The 17,202-nt window shown below is 65.0% G+C and carries 16 protein-coding genes; 9 read left to right on the forward strand and 7 right to left on the reverse strand.

All coding sequences use genetic code 11. The features are described 5' to 3' along the window. The first annotated feature begins 122 nt into the window (after positions 1 to 122). On the forward strand, positions 123 to 1,742 hold the full coding sequence (locus AB0362_RS10315) for a helix-turn-helix domain-containing protein (RefSeq protein WP_366235541.1): 1,620 nt from the start codon (positions 123 to 125) through the stop codon (positions 1,740 to 1,742). Positions 1,743 to 1,884: 142 nt separating this feature from the next. Further along, positions 1,885 to 2,994: an NDMA-dependent alcohol dehydrogenase gene (locus AB0362_RS10320; protein ID WP_317809600.1), complete on the forward strand. Its 1,110-nt coding sequence runs from the start codon at positions 1,885 to 1,887 to the stop codon at positions 2,992 to 2,994. Between the two features lie 87 nt (positions 2,995 to 3,081). On the opposite strand, the gene AB0362_RS10325 is transcribed toward AB0362_RS10320, so the two are convergent. Continuing rightward, a complete protein-coding gene (locus AB0362_RS10325) occupies positions 3,082 to 3,711 on the reverse strand; it encodes a hypothetical protein (RefSeq protein ID WP_317809598.1) in 630 nt (209 codons plus the stop codon). Between the two features lie 94 nt (positions 3,712 to 3,805). On the opposite strand from AB0362_RS10325, the gene AB0362_RS10330 reads away from it, so the two are divergent. Both AB0362_RS10330 and AB0362_RS10335 read left to right on the forward strand, forming a co-directional pair. Beyond that, positions 3,806 to 4,165 carry a metalloregulator ArsR/SmtB family transcription factor gene (locus AB0362_RS10330; protein WP_149406423.1) on the forward strand — a complete coding sequence of 120 codons (360 nt, stop codon included), beginning with the start codon at positions 3,806 to 3,808 and terminating at the stop codon, positions 4,163 to 4,165. Beyond that, on the forward strand, positions 4,162 to 5,199 hold the full coding sequence (locus tag AB0362_RS10335) for a TIGR03086 family metal-binding protein (protein ID WP_149406422.1): 1,038 nt from the start codon (positions 4,162 to 4,164) through the stop codon (positions 5,197 to 5,199). Before AB0362_RS10330 ends, AB0362_RS10335 begins: the two co-directional genes overlap by 4 nt. A gap of 8 nt (positions 5,200 to 5,207) precedes the next feature. Here AB0362_RS10335 and AB0362_RS10340 read toward each other — a convergent pair whose 3' ends face one another. The 3 genes from AB0362_RS10340 to AB0362_RS10350 all read right to left on the reverse strand — a co-directional run bounded on the left by AB0362_RS10340 (position 5,208) and on the right by AB0362_RS10350 (position 8,138). Then, complete coding sequence (locus AB0362_RS10340) at positions 5,208 to 6,413, reverse strand: acyl-CoA dehydrogenase family protein (RefSeq protein ID WP_032403731.1); 1,206 nt, start codon at positions 6,411 to 6,413, stop codon at positions 5,208 to 5,210. A gap of 9 nt (positions 6,414 to 6,422) precedes the next feature. Next, positions 6,423 to 7,244, reverse strand: a complete 822-nt coding sequence (locus AB0362_RS10345) for an SDR family oxidoreductase (protein ID WP_317809597.1) — start codon at positions 7,242 to 7,244, stop codon at positions 6,423 to 6,425. A gap of 72 nt (positions 7,245 to 7,316) precedes the next feature. Next, positions 7,317 to 8,138 (reverse strand): sulfurtransferase, encoded by an 822-nt coding sequence (locus tag AB0362_RS10350; protein ID WP_317809596.1) that lies wholly within the window; start codon positions 8,136 to 8,138, stop codon positions 7,317 to 7,319. Positions 8,139 to 8,203: 65 nt separating this feature from the next. Between AB0362_RS10350 and AB0362_RS10355 the strand changes: the two genes are divergently transcribed. After that, complete coding sequence (locus AB0362_RS10355) at positions 8,204 to 9,349, forward strand: NADH:flavin oxidoreductase (protein WP_068053519.1); 1,146 nt, start codon at positions 8,204 to 8,206, stop codon at positions 9,347 to 9,349. A 33-nt stretch (positions 9,350 to 9,382) separates the two neighbouring features. On the opposite strand, the gene AB0362_RS10360 is transcribed toward AB0362_RS10355, so the two are convergent. Then, positions 9,383 to 11,776: a DUF222 domain-containing protein gene (locus tag AB0362_RS10360; protein WP_317809595.1), complete on the reverse strand. Its 2,394-nt coding sequence runs from the start codon at positions 11,774 to 11,776 to the stop codon at positions 9,383 to 9,385. Positions 11,777 to 11,917: 141 nt separating this feature from the next. Between AB0362_RS10360 and AB0362_RS10365 the strand changes: the two genes are divergently transcribed. Next, positions 11,918 to 12,187: a hypothetical protein gene (locus tag AB0362_RS10365; protein ID WP_317809594.1), complete on the forward strand. Its 270-nt coding sequence runs from the start codon at positions 11,918 to 11,920 to the stop codon at positions 12,185 to 12,187. Here AB0362_RS10365 and AB0362_RS10370 read toward each other — a convergent pair. Further along, positions 12,184 to 12,957, reverse strand: coding sequence for an IclR family transcriptional regulator (locus tag AB0362_RS10370; protein WP_317809593.1), 774 nt, complete (start codon positions 12,955 to 12,957; stop codon positions 12,184 to 12,186). The two genes, AB0362_RS10365 and AB0362_RS10370, sit on opposite strands and share 4 nt — an antisense overlap. A 143-nt stretch (positions 12,958 to 13,100) precedes the next feature. On the opposite strand from AB0362_RS10370, the gene AB0362_RS10375 reads away from it, so the two are divergent. Both AB0362_RS10375 and AB0362_RS10380 read left to right on the forward strand, forming a co-directional pair. Continuing rightward, on the forward strand, positions 13,101 to 13,862 hold the full coding sequence (locus AB0362_RS10375) for a CoA transferase subunit A (RefSeq protein WP_317809592.1): 762 nt from the start codon (positions 13,101 to 13,103) through the stop codon (positions 13,860 to 13,862). After that, the gene (locus AB0362_RS10380; RefSeq protein ID WP_317809591.1) at positions 13,859 to 14,497 is read left to right on the forward strand and encodes a 3-oxoacid CoA-transferase subunit B; all 639 of its coding nucleotides are present in this window, start codon (positions 13,859 to 13,861) and stop codon (positions 14,495 to 14,497) included. Before AB0362_RS10375 ends, AB0362_RS10380 begins: the two co-directional genes overlap by 4 nt. Before the next feature lie 74 nt (positions 14,498 to 14,571). On the opposite strand, the gene AB0362_RS10385 is transcribed toward AB0362_RS10380, so the two are convergent. Beyond that, a complete protein-coding gene (locus tag AB0362_RS10385; RefSeq protein ID WP_068054275.1) occupies positions 14,572 to 15,420 on the reverse strand; it encodes an aldo/keto reductase in 849 nt (282 codons plus the stop codon). A 54-nt stretch (positions 15,421 to 15,474) separates the two neighbouring features. Here AB0362_RS10385 and AB0362_RS10390 point away from each other — a divergent pair, with 54 nt between their 5' ends. After that, complete coding sequence (locus tag AB0362_RS10390) at positions 15,475 to 17,148, forward strand: phospholipase D-like domain-containing protein (protein WP_317549746.1); 1,674 nt, start codon at positions 15,475 to 15,477, stop codon at positions 17,146 to 17,148. The last annotated feature ends 54 nt before the right edge of the window (positions 17,149 to 17,202 follow it).

The raw sequence follows: 17,202 nt of genomic DNA on the forward strand, positions 1-17,202 counted from the left end.
GACAGCGTGCTGTCATTGTGCGCACACGACAGCACACTGTCAATACACCACTGCCCGATCGGGCAGGTTCCGTCGAAACGTGCGTCGAGCGGAGCAGTCGGCGATACCGTCGTATGACGACCATGCGCCGGCCGACGGAGGTGCGCGAGATGCCCAGCGGTGCCGAGAAGCTCCGAGATTCCATTGCCAAGTCCTGGCAACGGTCGGCGCAGAGCGGTCTCGCACCGGCGGACACCCTGGAGCAGGCGAGCCTGCGTGACGTCGACCGTCGTAGCCGCCTCCTCGCCGCCGCAAACCCCATCCTCGATCGGATGGAGAGTGTGCTCCACGGCTCCGGGTACTGCGTCCTGCTCGCGGACCGTGACGCCCGGTTGGTCGATCTCCGTTTCGGAACCCATTCGCTACGAGATGCGGTGTCCTCCATGGGCGCGGTCGTCGGCCGCTCGTTCACCGAACAGGCGTCGGGCACCAATTCGATCTCGACGAGCTTCGAGATGCGCGCCCCGTGCGCTGTGCACGCCGAGGAGCACTACATCGAGTCGATGAAAACCTTCGGCTGCTACGGCCACCCCCTGATCCACCCCGTCACCCGCCGCATCGAGGGCGTCCTCGACATCACCTTCCTGGCCTCCGACGACAACCCGTTGCTCCAACCGATGCTCGTCCATGCCGCACAGGACATTCAGGGCAGGCTCCTCGAAGAGACGCGTTCGGGCGAACAACGACTCTTCCAGGCGTTTCAGTACGCATCCTCACAGCGCCGCGGTGCCCCCGTCATCGCGATCGCCGACGAGATTCTGCTCGAAAACACCAGCGCTGCAACAATAGTGGACACAGTCGATCACTCCGCACTACGCTCGCTCACCGACGATGCGGTCCGGCGCAGCGGCGTCGTACAGGATGTGATTCTCAATTCCGGACTGCATGCAACCGTACGCTGGGAACGTCCGGTGTCGGCCGCGGGCATCGTCATCGAGATCGATCCGCACGACACCCTGCGTACACCACCACCGGCACCCAAGACACGAAAGCCGTTGTGCGTCAACGGTGAACCCGGCACCGGGAAATCGACCACCCTGGCCCGCTGGACAGCAACGACGTCACCACGCTGGTTCGACGCGTCGGATCTGGTGACGACGACTGCGGCCGAGTGGTTGGCAGGCGTCGAGCATCAGGTCCGGGCCGCCCACGATGTCGTGGTCGAGAACGTGCACTTCCTCACCGGCCCGGTGGCGAGCCGGCTGCATTCGATTCTGTCGTCCGCTCCCGGGTGGTACGCGCTGTCGAGCTCGGCCACCGACTCGGCCGAACTCGAACATCGCCAACTTCTGTCACTGTGCGCCGAGACCATCGAGTTGGCCCCGTTGCGCTCTCGCCGACACGAGATTCCGGACCTGGTCCGCGCCATCATGGCCGAGCTCGAGTCCCGCGCGCATTTCACCCCGGCAGCGTTGTCGGCGTTGATCGACTACGACTGGCCGGGCAACATCGGCGAACTCCGGGCCGAGGTCACCGAGGCCGCGTCGCGCAGATCCGTCGGAGATATCACCGAACGGGAACTGGTCCGGCCGCGCAAGAAAGCGTCGACCACTCGGATGAGCACCCTCGACACCGCGATGCGCGACGCCATCGTGCACGAGTTGGCACGGCAGGGCGGCAACAAACGCACGACGGCGGAGAGCCTGGGGATCAGTCGAACCACGCTGTACAAGCGGATGCGCGAGTTCGGCATCCTCGGCTGAGGTTGTCCACTTTCTGAACACTCACCGCCCGTGATCGGGGTCACAATTCCATGCATGGATGCGCGCCCGGCAATACGAGAGCAGCGGCACCGTCGGACACGCCACATCCATCGACCGCTGAATCGACGTCAGGAGAAGCTCCGTGAAGACCAAAGCAGCAGTACTGTTCGAGCCACACAAGCCGTTCGAGATCATCGAACTGGACATGGACGGCCCCGGCCCCGGTGAAGTCCTGATCAAGTACGTGGCCGCAGGACTGTGCCATTCGGATCTACATCTGCTCGACGGCGACCTGCCACCGCGCTTCCCCATCGTCGGCGGCCACGAGGGTTCCGGCATCATCGAGGACGTCGGTCCCGGCGTCACCAAGGTCAAGCCCGGCGATCATGTCGTCTGTTCCTTCATCCCGAACTGCGGCACCTGCCGCTACTGCTCCACCGGCCGACAGAACCTGTGCGACATGGGCGCAACGATCCTCGAAGGCTGCATGCCCGACGGCACGTTCCGTCGCCGCGACAGCAAGGGCACCGAGTTCGGAGCGATGTGCATGCTCGGCACCTTCTCCGAACGCGCCACCATCTCGCAGCATTCCGTCGTCAAGATCGACGACTGGTTGCCCTTGGAGACAGCAGTTCTCGTGGGCTGCGGCGTTCCGTCCGGCTGGGGTACCGCGGTCTACGCGGGCGGTGTACGCGCAGGTGACTCCGTGATCATCTACGGCATCGGCGGCCTCGGCATCAATGCCGTTCAGGGAGCGGTGCATTCGGGCGCGAAGCATGTCCTCGTCGTCGATCCGCTCGAGTTCAAGCGTAACCAGGCGCTGAAGTTCGGGGCGACTCACGCGTTCGCGGACTACGCGTCGGCGCAGGAGAAGTTGACCGAACTCACGTGGGGTCAGGGAGCGGACCAGGCTCTGATTCTGGTCGGAACCGTCGACGAGGAGGTCGTGCAAGCCGCAACCGCGGCCATCGGTAAGGGCGGCACCGTCGTCATCACCGGGCTCGCCGATCCCGAGAAGCTGACTGTGCACGTGTCCGGCACGGATCTGACGTTGAATCAGAAGACGATCAAGGGCACGCTCTTCGGGTCCGCGAATCCGCAGTACGACATCGTGCGCCTGCTACGCCTGTACGACGCCGGGCAACTCAAGCTCGACGAACTCATCACCTCGACCTACTCCTTGGAGCAGGTCAACGAGGGCTACCAGGACCTACGCGACGGCAAGAACATGCGCGGGGTGATTCACTTCTGAAACACGCTGCGGCAGTGGTGCGGTCGAGTGCGTTGGGTTGCACTCGACCGCACCACTGCGAGCACCGGAATGCACGAACGATGGTGGTCATCTCCAGTCGATCGGCAACACTCGCGTTGCCCGAGCGCGCGGATCCACCTCGTCCAGATAGATCTGGCATGCTGCGTGATAGCGCTGGTCGAAGGCCCGACCTGCCGCCTCCGTGCCACCGAGCGCCTCCGCATCCCTGGCTATACCGCGAGCCCGTGCGACGTCCATGGGGGTATCGACGAAGACTGTGTAGTCCCAGTACTCGGGCAGCGGCGGCCGGTGCAGGAACGTTCCGTCCACCACGACGATCGCGTCGGCCGGCACCGGCTCGAGCGGATCGTCCACCGGCTCATCCGTCGCCAGATCGATGACCCGACGCCGAATGGCCCCGCTTCCGTTCGGCCCCAACGGGATCAGCACGTGTGCCGCAAACGCGTCGAAGTCGTACGCGTCCCGGTAGTAGCCGAGAGCCGACGCCCGACCCTGCCGATACCGATGGGCGCGCCGATGATGAAAGCCGTCCATCGTCACGTGCACGGACGGACGCCCCTGTGCCGCAACAGCATCGACCAGCCATCGCGCGCAGGTGGTTTTGCCCGAAGCCGTCACCCCGTCGATCGCCACCCGTAGCGGGTGTCTCGGGGCCCGGGAGAGCACATCCTGCACCAGGTCATCACCGACGCTCATGGTTCGAGGGTAGGCGATCAACTTAGTCAACCAAGTGGTTGACTACGTCGAGCGGGCGGCTTACCCTCGGAAACAACGCACAGCGAGGAACCCCATGGACGATCGAACAGAGCAGCTCAACAGGACGTTCGCGGCATTGGCCGATCCCACTCGACGTGACATCGTCGCTCGACTCGCCGGGGCGGATGCGAATGTCAGCGAGCTCGCCGAACCGTACGAGATGAGCCTGCAAGCGGTCTCGAAGCACGTGAAGGTGCTAGAGGAGGCCGGATTGGTCACGCGCAGCAGGGATGCCCAGCGTCGCCCGGTGCACCTCGATGCCGAGGTGTTCGGCCTGTTGACGAAATGGATCGAGCGTTATCGCCAGGAAGCAGAACAACGGTATCGACGCCTCGACGCCCTGCTGGACAGCATCGCAGACGACGAGACCAACGAGTCGAAAGAAGTGTCATGACTGCACACGACACCGAAATCGTTGCGGACGAGAAAGTCCCCACGATCGAGATCGTCCGAGAGTTCGACGCGACGCCGGAGCAGGTGTTTCGCGCTCACATCGACCCCGAGCTGTATCGGCAGTGGGTGGGGCCGCGATCGTTGACGACCCGAATCCTGAAGTGGAAGGGGCACACCGGAGGCGCTTGGGCCTTCGCCAACGACCGGGACGGCGAAGAGATCGCTGCCTTCTTCGGCAGCTTCCACGAGGTGCGTGCGAGCGAGCGGATCGTGTGGACCTTCACCTGGAAGGGTGCACCCGACTCGGTCGCGCTCGAAACGCTCACCTTCGACAGCCGTGGCGACGGCGGTACACGTCTGAGGGTATTGAGCGTGATGTCGGACTTCGCGACGCGCGACGGCATGCTGTCGAGCGGCATGGACGTCGGTGTAAAGGAGGGCTACGAGAAGCTCGACGAACTGCTCGCGCAGAGCACCGGCCCGGCCCAGCAACACCTGCAGGACGCGGCCATGTTCACTTCATTGGTGGAGTCCGCATCACCGGAGGACTGGTCTCGGCCGAGCCCGGTATCGGGTTGGGCTGCAATCGATGTGGTGCGGCACCTGGTCGAGTGGTCCCGCGGCTTTCTCGCCGGCGGAGCCGGTATCGAACTACCGGCGCTGGACGTCGGAGCCGACCCGGCCGCAGCCTGGACCCAGCACGTCGCCGATATCCAAGCAATTCTCGACGACCCCGCCGGCCGGGTACTGAGCAACCCGCACACCGGAGACATGCCGGTGGACGAGGCGATCGACATGTTCTACACCGCCGACGTCTGGATGCACTCCTGGGACCTGGCGAAAGCCCTCGGCCGAGAGCCTGATCTGGGCCAGAAACGCTGCGCTGCAGCGCTCGAGGCCATGCGACCGATTGAGCAGGTGCTACGGGACAGCGGGCAGTACGGCCCCGCCGCCCCCGTTGCCGACGATGCTTCCTCACAGGACAAGCTGATGGCCTTCATCGGCCGCGACCCGGCCTGGCAGCCGGGTCGGTAGACGAACGTTCAGAGGTACTTCTTCAGCTCCATCTTCGCAATCGACATCTTGTGCACCTCGTCGGGACCGTCCGCGAGCCGCAGGGTGCGAATGTGTGCGTACATCATGGCCAGCGGGAAGTCGTTGGACACTCCGCCTCCGCCGTGGACCTGGATCGCCCGGTCGATGATCTTCAGCGCCATCTCCGGTGCCGCAACCTTGATCGCTGCGATCTCCGTGCGCGCTTCCTTGTTCCCGACGGTGTCCATCAGGTACGCCGCTTTGAACGTGAGCAACCTGGTCTTCTCGATCTCGATGCGCGCCTCGGCGATCCAGTCCTGAATGTTCGAGCGCATCGCCACCGGCTTGCCGAACGTCACTCGCGATACCGCACGGCGACACAGCAATTCGAGTGCACGCTCGGCCACGCCGATGGTGCGCATCGCGTGGTGGATGCGGCCGGGTCCCAAGCGAGCCTGGCTGATTGCGAAGCCCTCCCCCGGCCCCTTCAGCACGTCCTTCGCCGGTACCCGTACATCCTCGAAGAGCACCTCGGCGTGACCTTCGCGGTCGATGTAGCCGAACACCGGCAGATTGCGCAGGACGGTGACTCCGGGTGCGTCGATGGGCACCACCAACATCGACTGCTGGCGGTGCGTGGCCGCCTCGGGATCGGTCTTGCCCATGACGATGAGAACCTTGCAGTTCTTGTGCATCGCATTGGACGTCCACCACTTGCGCCCGTTGAGGATGAAATCGTCCCCGTCGCGATCCATCTTCATCGCGATGTTGGTGGCGTCGGAGCTGGCGACATCGGGTTCGGTCATCGCAAAGGCAGAGCGAATGGTGCCGTCCAGCAACGGCTTCAGGTACTTTTCCTTGTGCTCGTCGGTGCCGAAGAGCGTGAACACCTCCATGTTGCCGGTGTCCGGTGCGTTGCAGTTGCAGGCCTCGGGGGCGAGCAGGCTGCGTCCCATGATCTCGGCCAGAGGTGCGTATTCGAGGTTGGTCAGACCGGGGCCCCACTCGGGATGCGGGTGGAACAGATTCCACAGGCCGCGCGAGCGCGCTTCCTTCTTCAGATCCTCGATGATCGGCGGCTGGAAGTGCGGGTCACCGGATTCGAGCATCTGCTGCTCGTACACTGCCTCGGCCGGGTAGATGTGAGAGTCCATGAACTCCAACAGATCCGACTCGTACTTCTTCGCACGGTCGGAGGTCTCGAAAAATGCCACGGTGGGCCCCTATCGGTTGTTGTCGAGCAAGCTGTCCTGGTAGCGACGCATGCCGCGCAACCACCGGTCGTAGTCGGCACCCTTGTTGCGGTACATGTCCAGCACGTTCTCGTGCGGCAGGATCAGGAACTGCTCGCGGTCCATTGCGTCGAGCACCACGTCGGCGACATCGAGCGGTTCGAGTACGGCACCGGCACTGAGAACCGCGGCAGTTGCGGCCGCTCCCAACGCATCTCCGGATTCGCGTCCCTCGTACAGCAGTTTGGTGTTGACGCCCATCGGGCACAGGCAGCTGACGCGAATACCGCGGTTGCCGTAGGTGACGTTCATCCACTCGGCGAATCCGACCGCGGCGTGCTTGGTGGTCGCGTATGTCGCCGAGCCGATCTGGGTGAGCAAGCCGGCCGCCGAGGCGGTGCTGACGAAGTAGCCCTCACCGCGCTCGAGCCAACCCGGCACCAACAGCTGCGCGGCGCGAATGTGTGCGCGGACGTTGACATCGAACGAGAGATCCCAGTCCTTGTCGGTGGCGTCGAGTCCGGGTGCGCCGCTGATGCCTGCGTTGGCGAAGTAGAGATCGACAGGTCCGAACGAGTCCTCGGCCAGTGCGATCAGCCGTTGAATGTCCTCGGTGTTCGACGCGTCCGCCGCGGCGGCGATGGCCGTCCCCGGCCGGTCGCGTTCGATGGCGTCGGCCACGGATCGGGCCGTGGTCTCGTCGAGATCGGAGACGACGACGCGTGCGCCGTGCTCGGAGAGTCGAGCGGCGATGGCCCCGCCGATTCCGCCACCACCGCCGGTGACGATGGCAACTTTGCCTTCTACCTTCATGCCCCAGGTATAGTTGAAGTCGGATTCAAGTTCAACCCTGGTTGCATGAAGATGCTGGTCAGAGCGCGGAATCTAGGCCCGAGGACGCGTCGGATCAGTGATCCACCCCGACCACGATCCCGGATACAACGCAGCATCGAAGCCCGCCAACTCGAGCGCCAGAATCTGATGGGCGGCGGTCACGCCGGAACCGCAGTACACGGCGACGGCCTTTCCCTCGGGCACAAGTCCACCGAATGTGCCATTGAGTACCCCGGGGTCCAGAAACTTGCCGTCCGAATCGACGTTGTCTGTGGTCGGTCGATTGATTGCGCCGGGGATGTGACCGGCCACCGGATCCACCGGCTCCACCTCACCGCGGAATCGCTCGGGTGCTCGGGCGTCGAGCAGGACGTTGCTCTGGGCGAACTCGAGTACATCGCCGACGTCGAGGACTCGTGCCAGGGACGGCCGGGCGCTGAAAGATCCGGCTGCGACGATCGACGGCTCGGTGCCGGTGGCAAACCCTTCGGCCACCCACTGAGCCAGACCGCCGTCGAGGACTCGCACGTCTGCATGGCCGTAGTAACGCAACAGCCACCATGCGCGCGCCGCGGCAGTTGCGGGTCCTGCGTCGTAGACCACCACGGAGGAATCGTCGCTCACCCCGGCGCTTCGCATCGCTGCGACGAAGGTCTCCTCGTCGGGCAACGGATGGCGGCCGCCCGAACCCGGGACCCCGGCAAGCTCTGCATCGAGGTCCACGAACTGCGCGTTCGGGATGTGGCCGGACCCGTAACCTGCTCTGTCGCTGCCGGTCTGGAGCGCCCAACGAACGTCGAGGACGACCGGAGCCCGTCCCATCTCGAAGAGGTCGTGCAGTTCGGCGGCAGAAATCAGCGGCGAAGGGCTCATAAGGCTCCGACGCTAACAGCCCTACGCCGGGAATAGCTCGGGTTACATGCCGGTTGTGCGCAGGCGTGACCGAAACTGCATCCACAACTCAGCATCTGTCCACCGCCGGGCTCTTCGAGCCGTTCGAGGTCAAGTCGCTGAAGCTGCGCAATCGCTTCGCCATGGCCCCGATGACGCGCGCCTTTTCTCCCGACGGCATTCCCGGCCCGGATGTCGCCGAGTACTACCGCAAGCGCGCGGCCGGCGGCACCGGCCTCATCATCACCGAGGGCACCTACATTCCCGATCCCGCAGCCGGCCCGCACACCCGCGTCCCGCGGATCTACGGTGACGCCAGCCTCGAGGGCTGGAAAGGCGTCGTCGACGCCGTGCACGCCGAGGGCAGCGCGATCATCCCGCAGCTGTGGCACCTCGGCGTCGAGCGCGGCACCGAGCCTCGCCTGTTCCCGGACGTCACCACCGTGAGCCCGTCGGGCATTGCACTCGACGGTTCTTCGGTGGGTCGCGCATTCACCGACGCCGACCTCGACGAACTCACCTCGCAATGGGTGCAGGCCGCGGTCAACGCGAAGAACACCGGATTCGACGGTCTCGAGCTGCACGGCGCGCACGGATATCTGCTCGACGAATTCCTCTGGGCCACAACCAATGTGCGCGACGACGAGTTCGGTGGCTCCCTCGAAGCTCGGACTCGCTTCCCCGCGCAGGTCGTTGCGGCGATCCGTGCTGCGGTGGGCGAGGACTTCGCCATCGTCTACCGGTTCTCGCAGTGGAAGAGCAATCACTTCGACGCCCGGATCGCCCAGAACCCTGAGGAACTCGGACGCGTCCTGACTCCCCTGGTCGACGCCGGAGTGGACATCCTGCACGCCTCGACCCGCCGCCACTGGGATCCTGCGTTTCCCGAGCTGGACGGCAACGACGGCAAGCTGGGCTTGGCCGGGTGGACCCGCAAGCTCACCGGCGTCCCGACGATCACCGTCGGATCCGTCGGCCTCGACTCCGTGTTCACCTCGGCGTGGTCGGAGGATGCCGCATCCGGTGTCACCGGACTCGATGCACTGGTCGGCCAGTTCGAGGACAACGAATTCGATCTCGTTGCCGTCGGACGCGCACTGCTGTCCGACCCGGATTGGGTGAACAAGGTCGGAGACGGACGCGTCGACGAGCGCATCGAATTCACCCGCGACCACATTCAGCACTTGGTCTGACGGATCGGGCACAGGAATCCACGGCAGCATCGCCTAGAACGGCGGTGCTGCCGTTTCGTCTGTCTCGGGCGGTTGATTGTCGGGTGGGTTGGGGTAGGCGATGTGGCCGGATCGTTTCGGTGTGGTGGGGATGTGTGGCCTGAGGTCGTTGCCGAGGATGGGTACGGATGTGCCGTTGGCGGGCAGAGTGATTCGGGTGGTCTTGGATGTCGATGTCCACAAGATCGCTCCGCCGGGGAGCATGACTGCTGTCCAGTAGCCGGCGGTTTTGACCGAGTGGTGGTAGTCGCAGAGGCATTGGAGGTTGTTGACGGTGGTCCAGCCGCCGCCGCGAGGGTTGGCGTGATCGAAGGCCACGACGTGGTCGAGTTGGCAGCGTGCGGCGGGTCGGTGGCAGCCGGGGAAGCGGCAGTGTTTGTCGCGGAGTCGGACGGCTGCTGTGGTGAGGGCATCGGGTCGGTAGATCAGGGCGCGGTCGGTGAGTGGATCGCGGGGTACCGATTTGCCGAGGGTGGGGTCGGCGGCGATGGCGGCTTCGAGCGCTGCGGCGAGGGAGGCGTTGCCGAGGTAGATGCCTGAGGGTGTGCGGTTTGCGGGTGTGTGGCCTGCAGTGGGGGTCGTTCGGTTGTCCATCCGGATTGCCGAGCGTAGGTCGAGTGCTCTCATGTTGCGGGCGGGATGTCTGATGTCGTCCAGGTCGAGGGCAGAGCTGTGCCGTGTGCCCCGGCCGACGGGGGTGTGGGTGCAGAACAGGGCTGCAGCGGACGTCAACGATCCCAGGCGACGCTGGCGTGGATTGTCGCCGGAGGCAGCGGCAGCGGCAGCGGCAGTCGAGCCTGTTCCTGGTTCCGGGCCTTGGGCTGATGTCGCCCCGGATGTTGTGGATCCGGATGCCGTTGTGGAAGAACCTGATTCGGATTGTTTCGGAGCAGGATCAGGTGCCGGCGATATCGGGTCCGCAGGTGACTGCAACGCCGGTGCCGGGTCCGATGCAGGTCTCTCGGGGCCGGTTGCCGAGGTCGGCTGTGTTGGAGGGGCGTTCGCTGGTGCCGGGGCACTGGTTGCTGCGTGCTTGCGGACTGGGTCGGCGGTAGCTGCTGACGGGTCGGTCGCAGGTGCGGGTGTGGACTCGTTGTTCTCCTCGGCATCGCCGCTCTCGCCGGTCTCGCCAGTCTCTTCGGCATCGCCGGTCTCGTCGACCTCATCTGCCGGTGCCGGTGCTGCCGGTGCTGCTGGTTCCGGTGTCGGTGTCGAGGTATTTCCAGGTCCAGGTGCCGGTGCAGGTGCCGGTGCAGGTGCCGGTGAAGTGGCCGACGTCGGTTCGGTCGAGGAATCTGTCGCCGCCCTCGAGTCCGCTTCCAACCCAGTTCCCTCATCGGCATCCGCAGCCGAGTCTGCAGGCAAGCCCATGCCCGAGCCCGTGTCGTTGTCTTCGTCCGTCGCTGTTCCCGTCTCGGGTTCTGTTGCAGCCGATGCCGTCTCGCTGTCCGGGCGTCGTTCCCATTCCCCGGTCTCCGGGTTCTGCACAGCGAGCCCGAGTTTCTCCGCGAGGGTCACTGCTTCGGTGAGCAGGATCTGCCACTGACTGCTGCGTGCCAACTCCCGCGCGAGGTCGGGGTCGATGGAACCGTGCCCGGCGAGGTAGGCGGGGTTCGCCAACAACCCGATGAGGGTGGCGATGTCGACGGTGATCATCGTCAACGGCACCCGCCGATCCGGCAACGCTGTGTCTTTCTTCGGGCAATCCTCGCGTCGGCACAGGCAAGCCAGTCGGGGTTCGCCGTGCATGCGGGCCATGAATGCATCGCACAGGCGTTCTTTCTTCCCGCGCGGGTCTTTCGGGCAGAGGGTGTCGGCCATCTCCTCGAGCAGTTGCCATGCGGCGGCGGCTTCGGGGGCGGTCAACTCGGCTCGGATGCGGGCCAGTTCTCCGGCGGGACTGTAGGTGACGGTCCGGAACTTCTTCGCGAACTCCCGCAACGCGGCCGCTTCCTCCGGTGCAACGCGCAGCAGGATGTCCCAGATCGCCTGTTCGAGCGGACCTGGGGACGACCTCCGCGCCGCCTCGACCACCTCGGCTTCGACGCGGGTGACGATGTCATCGGAAAGATTGTCGAGGATCCGGCATACCGTCCGCACGCGGGGAAGGTCGATCTCACCGGTCTCGAACGCTGCCCTCAGCAGCGGCATCCTGGTATGCAGAGCAACGCCGACCGAGACATACGCTTCGGCGACGGTCGCCGAGCAGCCCAACGCCACTGACATTTCCGTGCGTCCGTATCGGCTGTAGTGCTTGTGCTTGGTGTCGCGGGTGATCCAGTCGCAGTGCACGCGATAGCAGGCGGTGATCTTGCGGGCGGCCTGCCGATTCTCCTCACGCGCGGCAGCGGTCAACGCCTCCAGTGACACGGTCGGGATTGCACCCATTTTTCACCCCCCGGTGAGCCGAAACAAGAACGCCTGTTCGAACAAGAAGAACAATAACCCGACCCACCGACAAGAATGCTCGAGCCGAAAAAGCACCGGCTGACCTGCCGTTACCCGCGGAATCGTTCTACACTCCACTCCATGAGCGAGCCCGATTCAAAGTCGGCACCGATCGAATTGCGCCGGCGTGCGGCCGGCGGCGATCAGGATGCCATCGACCAGTTGGTAGAGCTTGCAGGCGAGCGCAACGACCTCGACGAACTCCGCTCTCTCGCAGAGGCAGGCAGCACCGATGCCGTCGACATCCTCGTCGAGCTCGCCGGTGAACGTGGCGACCGCGCCGAGCTGCAAAGATTGGCCGACGCAGGTAGCCAAGACGCCGCGGACATTCTGGAGGAACTAGATAGCTAAGCGGGCCGCTCCCCCAGTTGCACGGTGAGCCGGTGTGCCGCGTCGAGCAGCATCTTGCCCAATTCCCGGCGTCGGTCGTCACGGAATCGCGTCTCGACGCCCGTCAGGCTCAGTGCCCACGCAGGACCTCCGGCGCGGTCGAACACAGCAGCACCGAGACCCCAGCTGCCTTCCACGAGCAACCCTGGATTGACGGCGAAACCTGTTGTCCGAGTGTGGCCTACGCGGTGCCGAATCGCTGTGGCGGAATGAGTCTCGCCCCACTCCGGCACCAGGTCGACGTCGCCGAGGTACTCGTCGACCCCTCGATCGGGCAGGTGCGCAAGAATGGCCAAACCGGCGGACGCCACCCCGAGCGGTAGCCGAATGCCCTCGTACAACACGTGCGAGCGCAACGGAAAGCTCCCTTCCACCCGAAGAAGGCACACGGTCTCCGCCCCGCGCCGGGCCGAGAGGAACGCGCTCTCTCCACTCTCGGTGGCCAACGCCTGCACTATCTTTCGAGCCTGGTCGGTGATGTCGTACCGCAATGCCGCCATCGATCCGAGCAGATAGATCTCCGGGCCCAGTGACCAGTTGCCGGTCGCGTCGCGGTCGACGAATCCTTGGTCGGCCAGCGACGCCAGTAGGCGATGTGCGGTCGGTCGCGCGATACCGGTTGCCCGCGCGAGCGCGGTGGTCGAGGCACCCGACGGCTCCTCGCTCCCCGCTGCGCGCAGCAACGAACAGATCTTGTCGATCACACTTGCGTTGGCATCCGGTGTCGTCACCCGGCCATCGTACGTCCACTCACCGGACGCCTGGTCCACATCCGTTCACCGAACGAGCAGATACCAGCATTTGCTTCACCGAAATACACAGCTCAGGTTCACTGACTACAACGTTTGCTCAACGAACACATCAGGAGCTGCAAGTGACTGGAAAGACCTACGCGTCCGCCGCCGACGCGGTTGCGGACATCGGCCGAGGAGCGACCCTCGCGGTCGGCGGCTTCGGACTGTGCGGCATCCCCGACGCCCTCATCGAGGCCATCGCCAACACCGACGCCACCGAGCTCGAAGTATTCTCCAACAACTGCGGCGTCGACGGCTACGGACTCGGAATCCTGCTGGCCGCCGGACGAATCCGCCGCGTCACCGCCTCCTACGTCGGCGAGAACAAAGAGTTCGCCCGGCAGTACCTCGCCGGCGAACTCGAAGTGGAACTGACCCCACAGGGAACACTCGCCGAACGACTCCGCGCCGGCGGCACCGGAATCCCCGCATTCTTCACCCCCGCAGGAGTCGGCAGCCCCATCGCCGACGGCGGAATGCCCTGGCGCTACGACCCCGACGGCTCCGTCTCGATCGCCTCCCCGCCCAAAGAGACCCGAGTGTTCGGCGACAAAAGGTACATACTCGAAGAGTCGATCAACGCCGACTTCGCACTCGTGCACGCCGAAATCGGCGACACCGCAGGCAATCTCGTGTTCGACAAAACTGCGATGAACTTCAACCCCCTCGCCGCGATGGCAGGAAAGATCACCATCGCCCAGGTCGAGAACCTCGTGGAACCGGGCGAAATCGACCCGGCCCACGTACACCTTCCCGGCGTGTTCGTCCAACGCGTCGTACACACCGGCCCACAGGACAGGCGCATCGAAAAGCGCACCGTCAGTTCAGGAGTTCGAGCATGAGCACAGGATGGACCCGCGATCAGATTGCCGAACGCGCCGCAGCCGAGATGGTCGACGGCGAATACGTCAACCTCGGCATCGGACTACCGACCTTGATCCCGGGATACCTGACCGACGCGGTCAAGGTCACCCTGCACTCGGAGAACGGCATCCTCGGCACCGGGCCCTACCCCACCGAGGACAACGTCGACGCCAACCTCATCAACGCAGGCAAGGAAACCGTCACCGTCAACCCCGGTGCCGCATACTTCGATTCGGCACTGAGCTTCGGCATGATCCGCGGCGGCCACATCGACACCGCCGTACTCGGCGGCATGCAGGTCTCACGCACCGGCGACCTCGCCAACTGGATGGTGCCCGGCAAGATGGTCAAAGGCATGGGCGGCGCGATGGACCTCGTGCACGGTGCCCGGCGCGTCATCGTCGTCATGGAACACACCGACCGCGACGGTAACCCGAAAATCCTCGACGCCTGCACCCTTCCACTGACCGGCCAAGGCGTCGTGAATCGCATCATCACCAACCTCGCCGTCATCGACGTCGTCGGCGACGGCACCCTCGAACTGGTGGAACTCGCACCGGGCGTGACCACCGAGCAGGTCACCGCGGCAACAGGATCGGCCCTGAAGCACTGACCGGCCCTGATGCACTGATCGAACGACTGTGGGCTCGAACATCCGAAGATGTTCGAGCCCACAGGGTTACGTGATCAGTCGGGGATCATGTCGAAGGTGTCCGGATTCGGTCCGGTACGACCCTGCTCACCCTTGTCCAGAGCCGTGATGGCGTCCACATCGGCCGAGCTGAGCTCGAAGTCGAAGATGTCGAAGTTGGCCTTCACCCGCTCCGGCGTGACCGACTTCGGGAAGATGATGTTTCCGCGCTGGATGTGCCAGCGGAGCACCACCTGTGCGACGGATTTGCCTGCCGCGTCGGCGATTCGCTTCAATTCCGCGTCGTCGAGAACATTGCCCTGGGCGATCGGAGACCACGCCTCGGTGGGGATCGCATGCTCGCGGCCGTAGGCCCAGACGTCGTTGTTGACGAAGTACGGGTGCACCTCGATCTGGTTCACCGCGGGGACCGTCTCGGTCTCCTCCGCCAGGCGATCGAGGTGGGCGGGCTGAAAGTTGGAGACGCCGATGCTGCGTGCGCGGCCGTCTGCGGCGAACTCCTCCAGCGTCTTCCAGGTGGAGACGAAGTCGCCGTCGTAGCGGGTGGGCAGCGGCCAGTGGATGAGGAAGAGATCCACGTGGTCGGTGCCGAGGTCACTGAGCGTCTTGTCGAACGCCTTGCGCGCGTCGTCGGGCTTGTGGAAGCCGTTGTTGAGTTTGCTGGTGACGAACACCGAGTCGCGGTCGATACCCGAGTTCCGAATACCTTCGCCGACCTGCTTCTCGTTGCCGTACATCTCGGCGGTGTCGATGTGGCGGTAGCCGATCTCGAGTGCCGTCTCGACGGCCTGCGCTGTCTTCTCGGGATCGATCTGGAACACGCCGAAGCCGAGCTGCGGGATCTGCTTGCCGTTTCTGAGCGTGACGTTGGGTACCTGAGTCATATCGCTCGGGTGCCCGCCCTCCCCGCGCTTCAAACCGGATGAAATGATGCCACCGTGATAGTGCAGCGCATCCGGCGCGTCGTCGACGGTGTCGCCGAGAGCCTCGGCAGATCCACCTCCGCCCTCATCGCACCGGAGCGACACTTCGATCCGGCGCACCCGTGGTTCCTCACTGCCGTCGAGCGCGGCAACGACGACACCCGGATCACCGCCTGGACCGAGGGCAACCGCGTCGAGAACCTGGTGCACGGCAAGACCTATTTCGCGGCGCTGGCCCGAGCCCTCGACCGCACCGAGCGCGACGACCTGGTGCTGTTCACCGATTGGCGCGGAGATCCGGAACAGCTGCTCACCGACGACGGCGTGACCGTCGAGGACGCGCTCACGGGCGTCGCGCACCGCGGTGGCGTCGTGAAGGGCATGGTGTGGCGCTCGCACATGGAGACGCTCGGATTCACCGGCCCGAAGAATCGCAAGCTCGCCATGAAGCTCGAAGAGGCAGGCGGCGAGGTGATCCTCGACCAGCGCGTGCTGGTGACCGGAAGCCACCACCAGAAGTTCGTGGTCGTGCGGTACGGGAGGAAAGATCTGCCCGACGTCGCGTTCGTGGGCGGCATCGACCTGGCCCGTGCTCGACGCGACGACGCCGATCATTTCGGCGATCCGGTCTCCCGACCCTTCCCTCCCGAGTACGGCGAGATCCCGGCCTGGCACGACGTGCAGGTTCAGTTGGAGGGACCCGCGGTGCGGGACGTCGAGGACGTCTTCCGCGAGCGCTGGGAGGATCCCGCAGCCCTGTCCCGCCTACCCTGGCACGCCATCCCCGACATGCTGCGCGGAGTGACTCGGGAGCCGTCGGAACTGCCGCCTGCGGCTGCGCCGCCGGAACCGCAGGGCACGTGCTCGGTGCAGTTGTTGCGCACCTACCCGCGTCGACGCCCCGCCTACCCGTTCGCCACCAAGGGCGAGCGCAGCGCGGCACGGGCGTACGCCAAGGCGCTCAACCGGGCAACCGAGCTGATCTACATCGAAGACCAGTACCTGTGGTCGGTGGATGTCGCACGCGTCTTCGCCGCGGCACTGCGCCGTAAGCCGAACCTGCGCTTGGTGGTGGTGGTTCCCAAGCACCTCGACGACGACAGTGCACTCACCATTCCCTCTGCGCTGCTGGGACACTCGGCTGCCTTGGAGGTCATCCGCGCCGCCGGTGGTGATCGCGTGTTGGTTCTCGACATCGAAAACGACCGCGGCATACCGGTATACGTGCACTCGAAGGTCTGCATCATCGACGACGTGTGGACCGCGGTGGGCTCGGACAACTTCAATCGTCGGTCCTGGACTCACGATTCGGAGCTGACAGCGGCGATCGTCGACGAAGAACGCGACGACCGCGAGCCTCTCGACCCCGCCGGGTTGGGCGACGGTGCCCGAACCCATGCCCGCAACCTGCGCCTGGAACTGATTCGCGAACACCTCGGCCGCGCCGACGGCGACGACGCCGATCTGGTGGATCCGCAGGCATTCTTCGACGCCATCTCGGCGAGTGCGACCGCGCTCGACGAGTGGCACCACAACCCGTCCTCGGGCCCGCGCCCTGCCGGCAGGCTTCGCCGACACGAAATTTCCGTGCCACCGGTGTGGCAACAGCGACTCGCCGCATTCGCCTATCGCCTGTTCGTCGACCCCGACGGCCGGCCGATCGGAATGCGTCTGCGTCGTCGCTTCTGAGGCTATCGCCGAGCACCAGCCGTTTCGGTCCTGACATATCGGGCATTCGCAGTC

It is taken from the genome of Rhodococcus sp. NPDC079359, from assembly GCF_040702585.1.
Lineage (GTDB): Bacteria > Actinomycetota > Actinomycetes > Mycobacteriales > Mycobacteriaceae > Rhodococcoides.